The organism is Campylobacter sp. BCW_6460, assembly GCF_001762705.1.
GTDB classification, from domain to species: domain Bacteria; phylum Campylobacterota; class Campylobacteria; order Campylobacterales; family Campylobacteraceae; genus Campylobacter_D; species Campylobacter_D jejuni.
The window spans coordinates 22,496-39,746 of the sequence record NZ_MJXI01000033.1 but is presented as its reverse complement, the minus strand read 5'-3'; the positions used below and the strand labels follow the sequence as shown (position 1 = coordinate 39,746).

At 31.4% G+C, this 17,251-nt stretch carries 16 protein-coding genes; 12 read left to right on the top strand and 4 right to left on the bottom strand.

The features are described 5' to 3' along the window. Nucleotides 1-145 precede the first annotated feature (145 nt). On the top strand, nt 146-1,219 hold the full coding sequence (gene ispG / locus AJ881_RS05895; RefSeq protein WP_070276190.1) for a flavodoxin-dependent (E)-4-hydroxy-3-methylbut-2-enyl-diphosphate synthase: 1,074 nt from the start codon (nt 146-148) through the stop codon (nt 1,217-1,219). Nucleotides 1,220-1,248: 29 nt separating this feature from the next. Here ispG and flgH read toward each other — a convergent pair whose 3' ends face one another. After that, nucleotides 1,249-1,947: a flagellar basal body L-ring protein FlgH gene (flgH, locus tag AJ881_RS05890; RefSeq protein ID WP_002883373.1), complete on the bottom strand. Its 699-nt coding sequence runs from the start codon at nt 1,945-1,947 to the stop codon at nt 1,249-1,251. Between the two features lie 91 nt (nt 1,948-2,038). Between flgH and pta the strand changes: the two genes are divergently transcribed. From pta to AJ881_RS05875, 3 genes are all read left to right on the top strand, one after another. Then, on the top strand, nt 2,039-3,544 hold the full coding sequence (pta, locus tag AJ881_RS05885) for a phosphate acetyltransferase (RefSeq protein ID WP_083259456.1): 1,506 nt from the start codon (nt 2,039-2,041) through the stop codon (nt 3,542-3,544). Nucleotides 3,545-3,557: 13 nt separating this feature from the next. Next, the gene (locus tag AJ881_RS05880; protein WP_070282755.1) at nt 3,558-4,745 is read left to right on the top strand and encodes an acetate kinase; all 1,188 of its coding nucleotides are present in this window, start codon (nt 3,558-3,560) and stop codon (nt 4,743-4,745) included. Nucleotides 4,746-4,815: 70 nt separating this feature from the next. Then, nucleotides 4,816-5,307 carry a hypothetical protein gene (locus AJ881_RS05875; RefSeq protein WP_002855147.1) on the top strand — a complete coding sequence of 164 codons (492 nt, stop codon included), beginning with the start codon at nt 4,816-4,818 and terminating at the stop codon, nt 5,305-5,307. Here AJ881_RS05875 and AJ881_RS05870 read toward each other — a convergent pair. Both AJ881_RS05870 and rsmH read right to left on the bottom strand, forming a co-directional pair. Further along, on the bottom strand, nt 5,295-6,215 hold the full coding sequence (locus tag AJ881_RS05870; RefSeq protein WP_070282757.1) for a hypothetical protein: 921 nt from the start codon (nt 6,213-6,215) through the stop codon (nt 5,295-5,297). The two genes, AJ881_RS05875 and AJ881_RS05870, sit on opposite strands and share 13 nt — an antisense overlap. Next, complete coding sequence (gene rsmH / locus AJ881_RS05865) at nt 6,215-7,153, bottom strand: 16S rRNA (cytosine(1402)-N(4))-methyltransferase RsmH (RefSeq protein ID WP_074487067.1); 939 nt, start codon at nt 7,151-7,153, stop codon at nt 6,215-6,217. The genes AJ881_RS05870 and rsmH overlap by 1 nt, the downstream gene beginning before the upstream one ends. Nucleotides 7,154-7,311: 158 nt before the next feature. Between rsmH and AJ881_RS05860 the strand changes: the two genes are divergently transcribed. The 5 genes from AJ881_RS05860 to flgG all read left to right on the top strand — a co-directional run bounded on the left by AJ881_RS05860 (nt 7,312) and on the right by flgG (nt 13,104). Then, nucleotides 7,312-8,802: a peptidylprolyl isomerase gene (locus AJ881_RS05860; RefSeq protein WP_070282758.1), complete on the top strand. Its 1,491-nt coding sequence runs from the start codon at nt 7,312-7,314 to the stop codon at nt 8,800-8,802. After that, on the top strand, nt 8,799-10,187 hold the full coding sequence (ftsA, locus tag AJ881_RS05855; protein ID WP_079728982.1) for a cell division protein FtsA: 1,389 nt from the start codon (nt 8,799-8,801) through the stop codon (nt 10,185-10,187). The genes AJ881_RS05860 and ftsA overlap by 4 nt, the downstream gene beginning before the upstream one ends. A 15-nt stretch (nt 10,188-10,202) precedes the next feature. Then, entirely contained in the window at nt 10,203-11,315 is a 1,113-nt protein-coding gene (gene ftsZ / locus AJ881_RS05850) for a cell division protein FtsZ (protein WP_002871313.1), read from the top strand. Between the two features lie 155 nt (nt 11,316-11,470). After that, nucleotides 11,471-12,283 carry a flagellar hook-basal body protein gene (locus AJ881_RS05845; protein ID WP_002854829.1) on the top strand — a complete coding sequence of 271 codons (813 nt, stop codon included), beginning with the start codon at nt 11,471-11,473 and terminating at the stop codon, nt 12,281-12,283. A 29-nt stretch (nt 12,284-12,312) separates the two neighbouring features. Further along, nucleotides 12,313-13,104: a flagellar basal-body rod protein FlgG gene (flgG, locus tag AJ881_RS05840; RefSeq protein ID WP_002852142.1), complete on the top strand. Its 792-nt coding sequence runs from the start codon at nt 12,313-12,315 to the stop codon at nt 13,102-13,104. Nucleotides 13,105-13,169: 65 nt separating this feature from the next. Here the strand turns inward: flgG and glnA are convergent, their stop codons facing one another. Beyond that, complete coding sequence (gene glnA, locus AJ881_RS05835) at nt 13,170-14,600, bottom strand: type I glutamate--ammonia ligase (RefSeq protein ID WP_070282760.1); 1,431 nt, start codon at nt 14,598-14,600, stop codon at nt 13,170-13,172. 202 nt (nt 14,601-14,802) lie between these two features. Here glnA and AJ881_RS05830 point away from each other — a divergent pair, with 202 nt between their 5' ends. From AJ881_RS05830 to purE, 3 genes are read left to right on the top strand one after another with little or no spacing between them, the layout of a single operon-like run. Further along, nucleotides 14,803-15,498 carry a chemotaxis protein gene (locus AJ881_RS05830; RefSeq protein WP_002861382.1) on the top strand — a complete coding sequence of 232 codons (696 nt, stop codon included), beginning with the start codon at nt 14,803-14,805 and terminating at the stop codon, nt 15,496-15,498. Beyond that, complete coding sequence (locus AJ881_RS05825; RefSeq protein ID WP_044778944.1) at nt 15,495-16,748, top strand: peptidase U32 family protein; 1,254 nt, start codon at nt 15,495-15,497, stop codon at nt 16,746-16,748. The genes AJ881_RS05830 and AJ881_RS05825 overlap by 4 nt, the downstream gene beginning before the upstream one ends. After that, a complete protein-coding gene (gene purE, locus AJ881_RS05820) occupies nt 16,749-17,243 on the top strand; it encodes a 5-(carboxyamino)imidazole ribonucleotide mutase (protein WP_002866547.1) in 495 nt (164 codons plus the stop codon). The last annotated feature ends 8 nt before the right edge of the window (nt 17,244-17,251 follow it).

The window sequence follows — 17,251 nt, the reverse complement described above, 5'->3', positions numbered from 1 at the left end:
TAATCTCTTTTAATTGTATTTAATTTATATATAATTCATAAATATTTAAATATCATGAAATTTAAATATATTATCAAAAATAAACTTTAATTAAAGCAATAAAAAGTTAAAATTTGATATTAAAATTTTTTTAAAGAGTGAAGTTATGGAGTATAAAAGATTTAAAACCAGACAAATCAAAGTAGGAGATGTTTTAATAGGCGGTGATGCACCCATTTCAGTTCAATCTATGCTTTTTACTAAGACAAGAGATATAGAAGGTTCTTTAGAGCAAATCAATCGTCTTTATTTTGCAGGAGCAAATATAGTGCGTTTGGCGTGCTTGGATATGGCCGATGCAAGGGCTTTAAAAGAGATTAAAGCTAAAAGTCCTTTGCCTTTAATTGTAGATATTCATTTTAATCATAATTTGGCTGTATATTGTGCTGAATTTATCGATGGAGTGCGTATAAATCCTGGCAATATAGGTTCTAAAGAAAATATCAAAGAAGTGGTAAAAGCATGTAAAGAACAGGGTATCCCTATACGCATCGGTGTAAATCACGGCTCCATAGAAAAACAATTTAGCAATAAATTTGGCTATGGTGTCGATGCTATGCTAGAAAGTGCGATGTATAATATCAAGCTTTTAGAGGATTTAGACTTTTTTGATATTAAAATTTCCATGAAGACTTCAGATGCTCAAAAAACTATAGAAGCTTATGAGAGATTAAGACCGCTTTGTGATTATCCTTTTCACTTAGGGGTAACTGAAGCAGGAACTAAATTTCATAGCACTGTAAAAAGTTCTATAGCTTTAGGAAATTTACTTCTTAAAGGTATAGGCGATACTATGCGTGTTTCTATGACGGGTGAGCTTGAAGAGGAAATTCGTGTAGCAAGAGCGATTTTGCAAGATAGTGGAGTGCAAAAAAGCGGAGTAAATATCATCTCATGTCCAACTTGCGGTAGGATTCAAAGTGATTTGTTAAGCGCGATTAAAATCGTAGAAGAAAAAACCAAGCATATAAAAGAACCTTTAAATATCAGTGTTATGGGTTGTGTAGTAAATGCTTTAGGTGAAGCTAAGGGCGCTGATGTGGCTATAGCCTTTGGGAAAAATCAAGGACTTGTTATAAGACATGGTGAAGTTGTAGCTAAATTAAAAGAAAGTGAACTTGTAGATAGATTTTTAGCTGAAGTTGAAGATGAGGTTAAAAGTAGGACTGTAAAAGAATAAAAGCCAAGAAGCAAGGTTTAACCTTGCTTTTAGAATGGCCATATCGCTTCTATAACTTTGCTACCCCAAGGTTTTCTTGTGCTTCTATCCACTTCACCTTCTGTTTTATAAAGAATTTTAGCATCTGCTATATATTTACTATCTATAGTATTGTCTTGACCGATGTCATAAGGACGAATAACACCGCTTAATTGTATGATTTGTTTCTCTCCGTTGATTAAAAGCTCTCTTGAGCCTTCGATAAAATAATTACCATTTGATAAAATTTTAATTACACGCGTTGAAATTGTAGTCTTGAAACTTTCATTTCTGCTTTGTGAGCCTGTTCCTGTGTAGTTGTTTGAACTATTGGTTTGAAAGCCTATATTAGAATAAGCATTGACTTTATTAAGAGCATTAGCTACCACTCCTGAACTTCCTGTTAAAGCACCTCCGCCTAAATTTGAGGTATTAGTTCTACTTGTTGCTTTATTAGCTTGTGTGCTTTGAGTGGTACTTTCTTGTATAACAACTGTAACTAAATCATTTACATTCATAGCTTTTTTATCTGAAAATAAAGGATTATCCCCTTTGCCAAAAAGCGATCCTGGTGCACTTTCTATATTATTACTTTGTTTTGGTGCAAGTTCTTCTACATAAGCAGGTGGTTTCATTGAAATTTGTGGATCAACCGTTGCAGAACAACCAAAAAATGCAAACGGTAACACATAAAATAAAACTTTTTTCATTTTCGTCCTTTAAAATATAAATTTTTTATTTTTCTTTTGTTAAAATTAGAAAAAGCAAAGAGTGTTCCACATTTATAAATTTAAGGAGAAAATGATGGCAAATCTTTATTTGATGAGATCTAGAAGTGATGAGTTGAATACTATTATTAGTACAAATTTGCTTAAAAATTATAGCAAAATTTACAAAAATATCGCAATTTATTGCCCTGTAATATACATACATCGCGTCCCTGTTTTGCAAGGTTGGTTGGAAGAATTTAATATCAATCAAACTGTAAAAAGCGCTTATGGTTTTACCTTTAGAGAGGCAATGGAGGAATTTAGTAAAGATCCTCATAATTTTTTTAATGTTATTTTAGAAGAATACGAAGAGTTAAAACGCAAATACGATTTTGTGCTTGTAAATAGCTTTTGCGAATTTGGAATACTTGATGGATTTGATCTTAGTATAAAATTGGCTAAAAATCTTAATACCCCTATCGCTGCTATTATTAACGATGAAGATAAACTTATAGCTCAAAAATATTTCGATCATGCCCTAGATGGTCGTAATTATGTTTTGATTAATGAAAAATTTAATTTTGAAGAAGTGCAAAAGCTTGAAGAGTATGATTTTATAACTCCGCATCGTTTTAAATATGAATTGATTAAACAAAGCGTAAAAAATAAAAAAACTGTTGTTTTGCCAGAAAGTAATGATGAGAGAATTTTAAAAGCTGCTGAAATTTTATTAAAAAGTAAAGTTGTTGATCTTATTTTATTGGGTGATGAGGAAAAAATCAAACAAGATGCTGCTAGATTAAGTCTTGATTTAAGCACTATAAAAATTATAAATCCGCTCAATTCAGAATATAATCAAGAATTTACTTCCATTCTTTACGAGGCAAGAAAATCTAAAGGAATGAGTTTAGAAGAGGCTAAGATGCTAGTTCAGGATAAAACTTATTTTGGAACTTTGCTTATACATACTGGAAAAGCTGATGCTATGGTTAGCGGAGCATCAACTACTACAGCTGAAACGATTCGCCCTGCATTGCAGCTTATTAAAACCAAAGAAGGTATTAGTTCTGTTTCGGGAATTTTCTTTATGGGGCTTGAAGATCAAGTTTTAGCTTTTGCGGATTGTGCTGTAAATCCAAGTCCAAGCGCTGAACAGCTTGCAACTAGTGCTTATGTAAGTGCTATGACTGCTAAGTCTTTTGGACTTGAACCAAAAATAGCTTTGCTTTCTTATTCTAGTGGCGATAGTGGTAAGGGAGAAAGCGTAGATCTTGTAAAAGAAGCATTAAAGATTGCCAAAGAAAAATACCCTGAGTTAAATATAGATGGTCCTATGCAGTTTGATTGTGCTTATGACCTAAAGACTGCAGCAAAGAAAATGCCAAATTCTAAGATAGCAGGCCATGCAAATGTATATATTTTTCCTGATCTTAATGCAGCAAATATTTGTTATAAAGCAGTTCAAAGAACCGCTAATGCTTTAGCAATCGGTCCTATTTTACAAGGTCTTAAAAAGCCTGTTAATGATTTAAGTCGCGGATGTTTGGTGGATGATATTGTAGATACTGTTATTTTAAGTGCTATACAAGCTCAATAGAAAGGAATAATAAATGAAAATTTTAGTTTTAAATTCAGGTTCTTCATCGATTAAATTTAAATTTTTTGATAATAAAATCGTTAAAGCGAGTGGTTTAGTAGAGAAAATCGGAGAGCAAAATTCAAAAGTTATATTAAAAAATGTTTTAAATAATGAAAGTTTTGAAAGAGAATTAACGATAAATAATCACGAAGAAGGGCTTAGTATAGTCAATGAGCTTTTTAAAGAATCAGGAATTTTAGCGGATTTAAATGCTCTTGATGGCTGTGGTCATCGTATAGTTCATGGGGGAAGAAATTTAAGTGAGCATTGTTTAGTAGATGACTATGTTCTTAAAGAGATAGATAGGGTTAGTATTTTTGCTCCTTTGCATAATCCTGCGCATTTAGCAGGTATAAAAACAATGATTAAAGCTGCACCTAGTGTTGCAAATGTGGCTATTTTTGATACAGCTTTTCATCGTACTATGCCTGATTTTGCTTATATGTATGCTTTGCCTTATGATTTTTATGATAAGCATAATATTAGAAGATATGGTTTTCATGGGACTTCCCATGCTTATGTTAGTTCTAGAGCGGCAAAATTTCTTCAAAAAGATCAAGATGAATTAAATATTATCTCTGCTCATCTTGGAAATGGTGCAAGTGTATGTGCTATAGAAAAAGGTAAGAGTGTGGATACTTCTATGGGATTTACTCCGCTTGAAGGACTTATTATGGGAACGCGTTGTGGGGATATAGATCCTGCTATTTTACCTTTTATAAGCCATATTAAAAGTTTAACTATAGAAGAAATAGATACGCTGATGAATAAAAAAAGTGGAGTATATGGAATTTGTGGTTATAATGATTTTAGAGATATAGAAAGAGAGATAGAACAAGGTAACGATAAAGCACGTTTGGCTCTTGATATGTTTTGCTATCGTCTTGTAAAATACATGGGAGCCTACTTTGCCGTGTTGCCAAAAACCGATGCTATTATTTTTACAGGTGGTATAGGAGAAAATGATAGTTTGGTTCGACAAAAAGTATGTGAGAGATTAGCTCATCTTGGTATCGAGTTAGATTTTGAACTTAACAAACAAAGGATTTTGGGCGAAAGAATGATAAATCATGCCAATTCTAAAGTTAAAGTGCTTGTTATTCCTACAGATGAAGAATTAGAAATCGCTAGAATCACAGAAGAATTAATAAGCAATTGAAAGAGGTTTATATTTAGTAAAAATTAATTTTCTTTAGATAAAATTTTAATTAAAAAATAAAGCATGGATTATGAAAAAATTTAAAGAATTTAGCCTTCGTTTTTTATTTAAAGTATCAGAACAACCTGTTTTAGTGAAGGATTTATTAGAAGCAAATGCACTTTTTAATGACGGTATGCTTGTAGATCCTTCTAAGCTAAATTTTAATTTCAAAATTCTAAATTCTTATATTTATTTTGGTGTTTTTTGTGCTGTGGTTTTGTTACCATTGCTTTTAATTACTCATTATTTTTTAACAAAACTTGACTTTCATATAAGCATAGTGAGTGCTGTTATGGTTACTGCTTGTGTATTTATAGGATATGATATTTTTAAAGTTTATACTCGCAAAATAATCTCAAAAAAAATAATACAAAAAGCCTGGGCTTTGCATTTCCCTTATTTTGCTTATGAAAAATACTCTATAATGGCAGGTGAAATTTATAAGGAAGCCTTAAAAGAAGAAATTCCAAAAGCAAATTTAGAGCAGTATGTTTTAGATAAGATTATTCATTCTAAATAATCTAAAATTTGATTTTGGAATCGCATATTTTCAAGTCTTCTTTTTAAATCTTTATTTTCTTCGTTTAAAACGCTTTCTTCTGTTCTTAATGTAGCAATTTCTCTACTAAGATAATAAATTTGATTTCTAATATAAATTTGTGGAGCAAATAAAAATAACGCAAAACTAACAAGTAAAGCCGCAAAAAGAAGATGATTGAAATTTAGGTTTCTATCTTCTTTGGTGGCATTAGAGAAGCCTTCTAGTAAAACATTTTTTGCCTTTTGAGCATCTTCATCATTTTGTTGTTTTTCTTGAGCTTGATTAGATGGTTTTGGAAGTTCTTGTTTATTTTCTTGTGGTGTTATTTTTTTTTGTAAATTTTCCAAACTTTGTTTAATATCGGGTTGTTTTTCTATAGTTTGAGAATTTTGTATCTTAGGTTCAGTTTTTTGAATTTTTTCTATAGGTTTTATAGATTCTTTTTTTTCTTTTTTATCTTGGATAGGGTTTTGATCATTTTTTGTTTGAATTTTTGGTTTGGTTTGAATATTTTTTATCTCGTTTATTTTTTTTCTTCCAAACGAAAAAATCTTTTTAGTTTTTTTATTTTCTTCTTTTTTTCTTTCTTTCATTTTGGAAAAAATTTTTTTAGCAAGAGATTGCTTTTCTTCTAATTTAACATTGATCAGATCTTCTTTTAAATATATATTTGATTTTTTAGTATGTTTTGACTCATACTCTTCATCGAGTTCTTCTAAGAATTTATTAGGAGTCTTTTTTTTAAAACGACGTCTTAAAATGTCATCGCTAGAAATTTCATCTCTTAAATCATCATCAAGCGGTTTGCCTTGATTTATAGCACGAGAAAATTTCAGCATTTTTTGGCGTATGTTTTGGCGTTCTTTTATAAAATCATCTTCTAGCATTATTTATTATCCAAATTATTAAAATAAAAAGCCCGCATTTTAGCGCAACTAGAGCGAGAATTTTTTAAAAGTTCTTCCTTGCTTGCGCTTATGGCTTTTTTGGTTATTATTTGCCCTAGGCTATGGTTATTTCCACATTCGCAACGCATTATTTTTTCATGACAAATGCAGTTTTTTGACCATTTTTTGAAAAAATTTTTTACTATTCTATCTTCTAAAGAATGAAAACTAATGATTGCTAAAATGCAATTTTTTGGTTTTAAATTTTCTAAATGCTCAAGAAAATCTTTAAGCACTTTAAGTTCTTGATTTACTTCTATTCTAATGGCTTGAAATGCTAAAGTAGCTTTGGAAATTTTTCTATGATTTTGCTTGCCTTTTCCTATGATTTGATAAAGTTCTTTGGCGCTTTTGATTGGATTTTTACTTCTTTCTAGGCAAATTTTTTCAGCAATAAAATGTGCATCGTGCAATTCTCCATAATCTTTAAAAATGGAAGTTAATTGCTCTTTTGCATAAGTATTAACAACCTCATAAGCCGATATTTTGGAGTTTTGATTCATTCTCATATCCAAAAAGTCAGAATTTACACTAAAACCTCTTTCGTTACTATCAAGTTGAAATGAAGAAACTCCAATGTCTGCTAAAATACCTCTTAATTCTTCTTTATGTGAAATTTTTTCTAAAACTTCACTAAAATTACTTTGTATAAAAGTTATCCTATTGTGAAAATCTTTAAGACGTTTTTTAGAAAATTCTAAAGCTTGTTGATCTTGATCGCAAGCAATGATTTCAAGATCAGGATGATTTTTAAGCAAAGCTTCACTGTGTCCGCCAAATCCTAAAGTGCAGTCTAAAAAATAACCTGTTTTAAGATTTTTAAAAATCTCTTGAACTTCATTAAGTAAAACTGGGATATGAGGAATTTCCAAAATCAATCCTAATAAATTTTTATAAACTATAATTATAACTAAATTTCATTGTAAAAATCATAAAATTTAAAGAACAAATATTTTTTGGTAAAAATTTTATAATTAAACTCTACTTAAACACTTCTACGATACAATATCTAGTTTAAATTTAATCAAGGAATGATATGCTTACTTGGATGCAACATCACAAAAAATATCTCGTTGTTACTATATGGGTTAGTACTATAGCTTTTGTTGGCGCCGGCTTTTTAGGTTGGGGTGCTTATGATTTTAATCTCAATAGAAGTTCGAGTGTTGCAACTGTAGGAAATGAAAAGATAGGTTTTAGCGAATTTGATACTAGATATAGACAGATTTTAAGTTATTATAATCAAATTAGCAATGGTGCTTTAACTCCAGAAAATGCTGAGCAACTAGGCATTAAAAATATAGCCTTAAGCTCCCTTGTTGAAGATAAGCTTTTGTTAAATTTTGCTAAAGATTTGGGTATTGGCGTAAACGAGAATGAAATTTTACAAAAACTTGCAAATACTAGAGAATTTCAAGATCCTACAGGGGATTTTAACAAAACAATTTATTATGAACTTTTAAATGCCAATAATTTAACTCCAAAAGATTATGAAACACAACTTGCAAATGAAGTAATTACTGATAAACTTAATCAAATTTTTAATATTCCTAGCAAAGATGAGGAATTAAAAATGTTAGCTTCTAGTTATTTTATGCAAGATGCTTTAAGTATTGCAAAAATTGATTATGACAAAAAAAATATTAAGATTAATGAAGAGGATTTAAAAAAGCTTTGGAATGAACATAAAGAAGATTATAAAACTAAAAAAATATATGAAATTTCAACTTATTTTTTGCCAGTTAGCAATGAGAAAATTGACGACAAAGAATTAGAAAAATTTTACAATCAAGATGAAAATAAACTAAAATATAAAGATTTTGCAGGTAAAGTGATGGATTTTCAGTCTGCTAAAAATGAAGTTGCTAAAGATTACGCCTTAATGCAACTAAAGAATGTGGCTAATGCTAAATTTTTAGATTTAAAAAATGGGAAAGATAATTTTCAAAAAGATCAAAATATTAGTGAATCTGATGTTTATTATCCAATTGATCTTTTGAATAAAGCTAAAAATGGAGATGTTTTACGACCAGCACCTTATAATAACGGATATATCATAGTTAAACTAAATAAAGTAGATCCTATAAGAAATAAAACTTTTGAAGAAGCTAGAGAAGAAGTTTTACCTATGTATTTAAGTGAACAAGCTAGAAAAAATTTAGAAGAAAAAGCCAAAAATAGTTTAGTAAATTTTAAAGGCGATGATATAGGCTTTGTAAGTCGAGATAGTTCTCGCGAGAGTGTAAAGCTTAGTGATAAGATATTAAATGATTCTGAATTTGCTTATTTTTTAATGAATGTATTTAATGCTGATCAAAATAGTTCTTATGTGGTCATTAACGACAATAAAGCAATATTATATAAAATAAATAAACAAAAATTAGATATGAACTCCGATAAATTTAAACAATACAAAACTATGCTTGAGCAAAATTTGCAAAATTTAAAAGCAAATGAGCTTAAGCAAGAACTTGTTGATGAACTTAAAAAGATATATCCAATAAAAATTTATTATAAAGGGAATTGATTTTGAATATATTAGGAATTGACTTAGGCTCAACCCAGACTTGTGCCATTATTGCTCAAAAAGATGAAGATGGATTAAAAATTATTGGTTTTTCCAAGTCAAAAACCAACGGGGTTAAAAAAGGTGCCATTACCAATATAGAGCTTGCTTCTAAATCTATTGAAGAAGCTGTTAGAAGTGCTGAGATGATGAGCGGAGTTCATTATGATAAGGTTGTGGTGTCTATATCAGGTGCTTATACTAAAAGCGTTGATAGTGTAGGTGTTGTTAATATTCCAAATCATGAAATAGGCATTAAAGAAATCCATCGTGCTGTAAGTACAGCTAAGCATACTGCCAATCTACCAAGTGGTTATGAAATTATCCATGTTTTGCCTTATAATTTTAAGGTTAATGATCTTGAACATGTTGATGATCCTTTGGGAATGAGTGGCAATCGTTTAGAAGTTTCAACCCATATAGTGATTTCACAAGAATCTCATATTAAAAATCTTAAGAAAGCGGTTGAATTAGCTGATTTAAGAGTGGATAATATAGTTCTTTCAGGATATGCTTCAGCTATAGCTTGTTTAGATGATAGCGAAAAGGAATTAGGCGCTGTTTTGATTGATATGGGTGGAGCGATTTGTGATATGGTTGTTCATACTGGAAATTCAATTAGATACAATGATTGTTTGCAAATTGGCTCGATTAATATCACCCAAGATTTATCAATGGCATTGCATACACCTTTAAAAGAAGCAGAAAAAATCAAGCTTAATTATGCAGCTCTTTCGCAACAGCCTAACACCCTTATACAAATTCCTTCAATGGGCGATGAAAGAAAGGTTAATGAAGTTTCTTTGGATATTATTTCAAACGTAATTTATGCAAGAGCGGAAGAAACTTTGATGATTTTGGCAAAAATCTTAAGTGATAATCGTTATGCCAATGCTACAGGCGGTGGAGTTGTTTTAACAGGTGGAATGACTAAGTTAGCAGGTATTGATGAGCTTGCTCCTGCAACATTTGATAATCGCTCAGTTAGACTGGCTACTGCAAGAAAAGATTTGATTACTGGTTTTAGTGAAATTTTTAATGATCCTGAAAATACTTGTGCTATAGGACTTTGTTTATATGGAGCGGGGTATTTTACGCCTTATGAACTTGATTCTAATGAAAAATTAAGATATAAAGGGGAAATTGAAAATTTTAATCGTCAAATTAAACAAGATATTGTTTTGCAAAAAGATGCAGAAAGTGAAATAAAATCTGATTTTTTTGATGAAAATTTGCAAGAAAATGATACAATTGCAATACAAGAACAATTAGATTTTAAAGAGCCAAAAGAAAAAAAACCTAGCGTTTTTTCAAATATCTGGCATAAAATTATGAATCAATTTTAACAAGGAGAAATTTTTATGAGTGAATTTTTAGTAGAAGAAATGCAACATAATAAAGGTGCAAAAATTAAGGTTATAGGTTGCGGTGGCGGTGGCGGTAATATGATCAACCATATGGTTAAAATGGGATTAAATGATCTTGATTTAATTGCAGCAAATACTGATGCACAAGCTATTTCAATTTCATTAGCAAAAACTAAAATTCAACTTGGCGAGAAAAAAACTAAAGGTTTAGGCGCTGGTATGCTTCCTGAAGTAGGTGCAGAAAGTGCTAGAGAAAGTTTTGAAGAAATAAAAGCAAGTCTTAGTCAAAGTGATATTGTATTTATTGCTTCAGGTTTTGGTGGAGGTACTGGAACGGGTGCCACTCCAGTTATTGCACAAGCAGCTAAAGAGATTGGAGCTTTAACTGTTTCTGTTGTAACTATGCCTTTTGCATTCGAAGGAAAACAAAGAAAAAAACTTGCTGAAAGCGGTCTCCTTGAGCTTAAAAAAGAAAGTGATTCTATTCTTGTAATTCAAAATGAAAAATTATTGAGCATTATTGATAAAAAAGCAGGCATTAAAGATGCTTTTAGATTGGTTGATGATATTTTAGCTCGTGCTGTAAAAGGTATGGTGTCTATCTTGCTTGATAATGGAGATATTAATGTTGACTTTGCGGATGTAAGAACCATCATGAGTCATCGCGGACTCGCACTTATGGGTGTTGGTAGTGCTAGTGGTGAAAATGCTATAGAAGAGGCTCTTTCAAACGCTATAGAATCTCCTTTGCTTGATGGAATGGATATTAAAGGTGCCAAGGGAGTTATTTTACATTTTAAAACAAGTTCTAATTGCTCTTTGTTTGAAATTTCAGCAGCAGCAAATAGCATACAAGAAATTGTTGATGAAAATGCTAAGATTATTTTTGGTTCTACCACAGATGATAGCATGGAAGATAGAGTTGAAGTGACTATTATTGCGACAGGGTTTGAAGACAAAGATGCAGTAGCTAAAAAATCTACCGAAGAAGCTCAAGCTTCTAAGAAAAATCCTTATTTAAGTCTTAAAAAGGTAAGCGGTGGTTACGATGAAGAGATAATGGCGCAAATTGAAACACCGACTTTCTTGCGTCGTCAAATGGATTAAAATTGATTTTTAAAGCAAGATTGAGTCAAATCTTGCTTTTTATAGTTTAAAATTCTCTCCTAATAATCTTTCAAATATTTATTTTTCTTTGTTTTTAAAAGTTGGAACACTCTTTGCTTTTATAGCTATAAAATCTTAATTTTATAGGTGAAAATATGCAAAATGGATATTATCAAGCAACTGGTGGAATGGTAACTCAGTTTAATAAACTTGATGTGATTACTAATAATCTTGCCAATATTAATACAAGTGGATACAAAAGAGATGATGTGGTTATTGCAGATTTTAAAAGGATTTTTAAAGAAACTCAGGATGAGTTGCCTATAGAAAATCACACAAGAGATGCATCTCGTTTTGTAAATACTACAATAGATGGAATCCCGCAAGTTTCTCAAGAATATACGGATTTTAGCCTAGGTTCTTTAAAGGCCACAAACAATCCTTTGGATTTGGCAATGACTAGAGAAGATGCTTTTTATTTGGTTCAAACCAAAGATGGAGAAGTAAGATTAACTAAAGATGGAAATTTTCAACTTGATGATGAGGGTTATTTGGTAAATAAGCAAGGATACAAGGTATTAAGTAGTGATTATTTTAATAATCCTCAGAATGCTGGCATACGCATTCCTAATGGTGCTGTTCAAATTAGCGTTGATAAAAACGGAAGCATTGAGGTTGATGGAGCTCAAAATGCAAGATTATTTGTAGCACAAGTAGATGATATAAGAGCTTTGCAAAAAGATGGGGATAATGTCTATAAAATAGATGATCTAACCCGCATTAGAGATTTGGAAAACTCCAATGCTATTCGCCAAGGTTTTTCTCAGGGATCAAATGTTAATCCAGTTACTGAAATGGTAGGACTGATTGAAGCAAACAGAATGGTAGAAATGTATCAAAAAGTTATGACAGCTCATATGGATGACTTAAATCAAGAAGCTATCAATAAGCTTGCAGCTGTTAAATAATTTAAAATAAAATAAAAAAAGGATTAAAAATGATGAGATCACTTCATACTGCTGCTACGGGAATGGTAGCGCAGCAAACACAAATTGATGTTACTTCAAATAACATCGCCAATGTTAATACAGCAGGTTTTAAGAAAAGTCGCGCAGAATTTGCTGATCTTATGTATCAAGTTATGAAGTATGCAGGAACTTCAACTTCAGCTACTACTCTTTCTCCTTCGGGTATAGAAGTGGGTGTGGGTGTGCGTCCAACAGCGGTAACTAAAGTTTTTACTGAAGGAAATTTAAAATCAACAAGTACTGATGGTCTTGATATGGCTATTGCAGGTAATGGGTTTTTTCAAATACAACTTCCTGATGGCACTATAGGATATACTAGAAATGGGCAATTTACAAAAGATAATGAAGGCAATATTGTAAATTCAGATGGTTATAGACTTTTACCTGAAATGACAATACCTGAAGGCGCAACAGCAATTAATGTTGCTACAGATGGAACCGTTTCTGTAATGCTACCAGGGGAGCAACAAGAAACTCAAATTGGCCAAGTGGAGCTAGTTCAGTTTATAAATCCAGCGGGTCTTCATTCTATGGGTGATAATCTTTATCTTGAAACAGGAGCAAGTGGTGCACCTGTTGCGGGTATAGCAGGACAAGATGGACTTGGAACAATAAGACATGGATTTATAGAACTTAGTAATGTTCAGCTTGTTGAAGAAATGACAGATCTTATCACAGGACAAAGGGCTTATGAAGCGGGTTCTAAGGCAATTACAACAAGTGATGATATGCTAGGAATTGTAAATCAACTTAAGCGATAGTTGATATAAAATAAATATTTTTAATTCTTTTTTAGTTTAATGGCGTGTTAAACGCCATTAAATTTTTAGCAAGAGTAGCAAGTTTTAAATTCATAAGCAGTTGGACGAGCTTCTACTGGCCAAACTTGTGTTTCAAATTTTAAATGCTGATAGTCATCGATAAAAATATCGCTCATTACAGGTTTTAAATAAGAATTATGTCGGATTAAAGCTTCTAAACTTCCTCTTAGAGTATGTGGTAATTGCTCTATCCCTTTTTCACGTATTTCATCCAAAGTAAGATCAAATAAATTTTCATCCATAGGACCTACAGGAATGGTTTTATTTTTGATTCCATCAAGCCCTGCCATTAAAAGACTAACAAAAGCTAAATAAGGATTAGCAGTACTATCAGGGAAGCGAATTTCTATACGAGCTGAATTTTTACCTATGCCATAAGGAACGCGACAACTTGCTGATCTGTTTTGACAAGAATAAGTTAAAATACAAGGAGCTTCAAAGCCAGGAACTATTCTTTTGTAAGAGTTGGAACTTGGATTTGTAAAAGCTGCGACACTTCTAGCATTTTTTAAAATTCCACCTATATAATTTATAGCAGTTTGACTAAGTCCACTGTATCCATCTTTATCGTAAAATAAATTTACCCCATCTTTCCATAAGCTCATATGAACATGCATACCATTGCCATTATCTCCGTATAAAGGTTTTGGCATAAAAGTGGCAGTTTTGCCATTTAAATGAGCTACCATTTTTACAACATATTTATAAATTTGAACATTGTCAGCTGCTTCTACAAGCGTGTCAAAATTTACTCCTATTTCAGCTTGTCCTTGTGCAACTTCATGATGATGAACAAAAGTTTTAAGACCTACTTTTTCAAGGGTTTGAACCATTTCAGAACGAATATCTACTAAAGAATCAATTGGCTGAACTGGAAAATATCCACCTTTGTTTCTTGGCCTGTGTCCAGTATTGTAGCTATCGGTAAATTCTCTATCATCATTCCACTCTCCTTCTTCGGTATCAACTTCATACTTAGAACAATGAGTAGTATCAACTATTTTTACACTATCAAAAACAAAGAATTCATTTTCTGGTCCAAAGTAAGCAGTATCAGCTATGCCACTATTTTTAAGGTGTTCCATTGCTTTTTTTGCTATGCTTCTTGGACATTTTTCATACATTTGTCCTTTGTAAATATCATACACATCACAAAATACTATGATAGTAGGATCAGCTGTAAAAGGATCTAAAAAAGCACTTTGAGCATCAGGTTTTAAAATCATATCTGATTTTTCTATAGGCTGCCATCCATGGATTGAGCTTCCATCAAATGGAATGCCAGTTTGAAATGTTTCTTCATTGATTGCATGAAGATTATAGGTAATATGATGCCAAGTTCCTATCATATCTGTAAAACGAAAATCAACAAAAAGCACTTCATTTTGTTTGCAAAATTTGAAAAAATCATCTATATTATTAACAAATTTTCCCATATTTTTACTCCTTTACGTAATTAAATTTATAAAATTATATCATAAAATTTTTAATTAAGATTTAATTAATATATTTTTTTTAATAAATTTAAAAATTTAATTTAAAAAGATTAAAAAATAAAAATTTATATTTTTGTTTTAGATAAAATTGATTATAATTTTGAGCAATTATTGAAAATCTAGATTTAAAAAAGGGAAAAAAATGACTCAAGAAGAGCTTGATGCTTTGATGAATGGTGATGTTGATCTTGATTCAGAGACAGAAGCAGAGATAAAAACCGAAGAATCGAATACCGAAGAAGATGCTTTGATGTTAGAAGATGTCAAAATAGCTGATTACAAACCTAATCCTAGTGTAGTATGGCCACCACCCCCACCAAATCAGGAGCATAAAGTTGTACATCAGTTAGATGATGTTACAAAAGATAGCGAGCTTAAAGCAACGGAAATGATGGATAAGCTTGAAAGTATTAATAATTTTTTTGCGGATTCTGAAAGTTTACTCAAAGAAATAAATAAAGCAATAGAAAAAAATATTGATATTTTTTCTAAACTTAATGAAAAATTTCCTAATGTGGAAAGTTTCAGTGAAGCTTTAGAATTAAACAATCAAGCTAAAAAAAGTTCTAAGGAGATTGTCGGAAATCTTCAAAGCGGACAAGATGAAGTGATGATGGCAATGGATGCAATGCAGTATCAAGATATACATCGTCAAAAAATCGAACGTGTTATTAATGTAATGCGTGCTTTAAGCCGTTATATGAGTTCTTTATTTGAAGGTAAAATTGATGATAAAAAACGTGTAAGTTCTGCAGTGCATATTGAAGGTGATAGTACTGCTGATGTTGTAAGTAATGATGATATAGAAGCTTTAATTGCAAGTTTAGGGCAAAAATGATCATTCCTGAAATAGTAGCTCCTGCAGGAAATTTCACAAAATTAAAAATTGCTTTAGCTTATGGCGCAGATGCGGTTTATGCGGGTGTGAATAATTTTTCTTTAAGATCGCGCACTGCAAGAGAATTTAATTATGAAAGTTTTGAAGAAGCTATCAAATATACTCATGAGCGTGGTAAGAAAATTTATGTTACTTTAAATGGTTTTCATTTAAGCTCTCAAATTGAAGGCTTAAAAAGACATATATTAAAATTACGTGAGATGAAACCCGATGCTTTTATTGTAGCTTCTGTTGGAACTATGCGTCTTGTTAAAGAGCTTGCACCTGAAATTTCTTTACATGTTTCTACTCAGGCGAATATTTTAAATTATTTAGATGCTCAAGTTTATAAGGATATGGGCGCTAAAAGGGTTGTAATTGCGAGAGAATTAGGGCTTAAAGATGCTAAAGCTTTAAAAGAAAATTGCGATATTGAACTTGAAGCCTTTGTGCATGGTTCTATGTGTTTTGCTTATTCTGGGCGTTGTTTAATAAGCTCTGTACAAAGTGGAAGAATGAGTAATCGTGGATCTTGTGCAAATGATTGCAGATTTAATTATGAGCTTTATGCTAAAAATCCAGAAAATGGTACTTTATTTCGTTTAGAAGAAGATGAAAATGGTACTCATGTTTTTAATTCCAAAGATTTAAATCTTTGTTCTTATATAGAAAAAATCATGCAAGAAAATTGTATCAGTGCTTTTAAGATAGAAGGACGCACCAAAAGCGAATATTATGTTGCGCTTACAACAAGAACTTATAAAATGGCTATACAGGATGTTTTAGAGGGTAAGTTTGAGTCAAACAAGTATGAAAAAGAGATTGCTACGCTTAAGAATCGTGGTTTTACAGATGGCTATCTTGTTTCGCGTCCTTTAGAAAAAACCGACACACAAAATCATAATACAAGCATAGAAGAAGGCTCTCATCAAGTGCATGCTATAAGCGAAGATGGAAGCTTTTTTAAATGCAAAGGAAAAATCGTTTTAAACACGCCTTATGAAATTTTAGCTCCTTTAGGCGATGTGATTCAAACTTGTGACAATGAACTAGGTAAAATTTATCAAAAAGAGGATAAATATTTTATAGAGTTTAAAAAACTCATTGCTAAAAACAATAAAGAATTTAGTGAAATTCATAGCGGTAATGAACATGAAATTCAATTACCAAGTAAAATCAGTGTATTAAGTTTTTTAAGAAAGGAAATATAGATGAATTTTGTTTCTATTTTAATGGGAAGCAAGAGTGATTATGAGACTATGAAAGAGGCTGCTAAAACTTTAGAAAGTTTTGGGGTAAAGTATGAACTTATTATCTCATCAGCTCATCGTAGCCCAAAAAGAACAAAAGAGTATATTGCAAATGCTGAAGAAAAAGGTGCGAAAGTTTTTATAGCAGCAGCTGGAATGGCAGCGCATTTGGCTGGAGCTGTTGCAGCTTATACCACAAAACCTGTTTTAGGAGTGCCTATGCCAGGAAGTAATCTTGCAAGTATGGATTCTTTGTTTTCTACGGTGCAAATGCCTAGTGGAATTCCTGTAGGAACTTTAGCTATTGGTAAGGCTGGAGCAATCAATGCTGCTTATTTGGCTATGCAAATTTTAGCTATTTATGATGTTGATTTAGCACAAAAACTTAAAGAAGATCGTCTTGAAAAAGAAAAAAAACTTGTATCTGATTCAAAAGAGGTAGAAGTTTTATTATAAGGGATAAA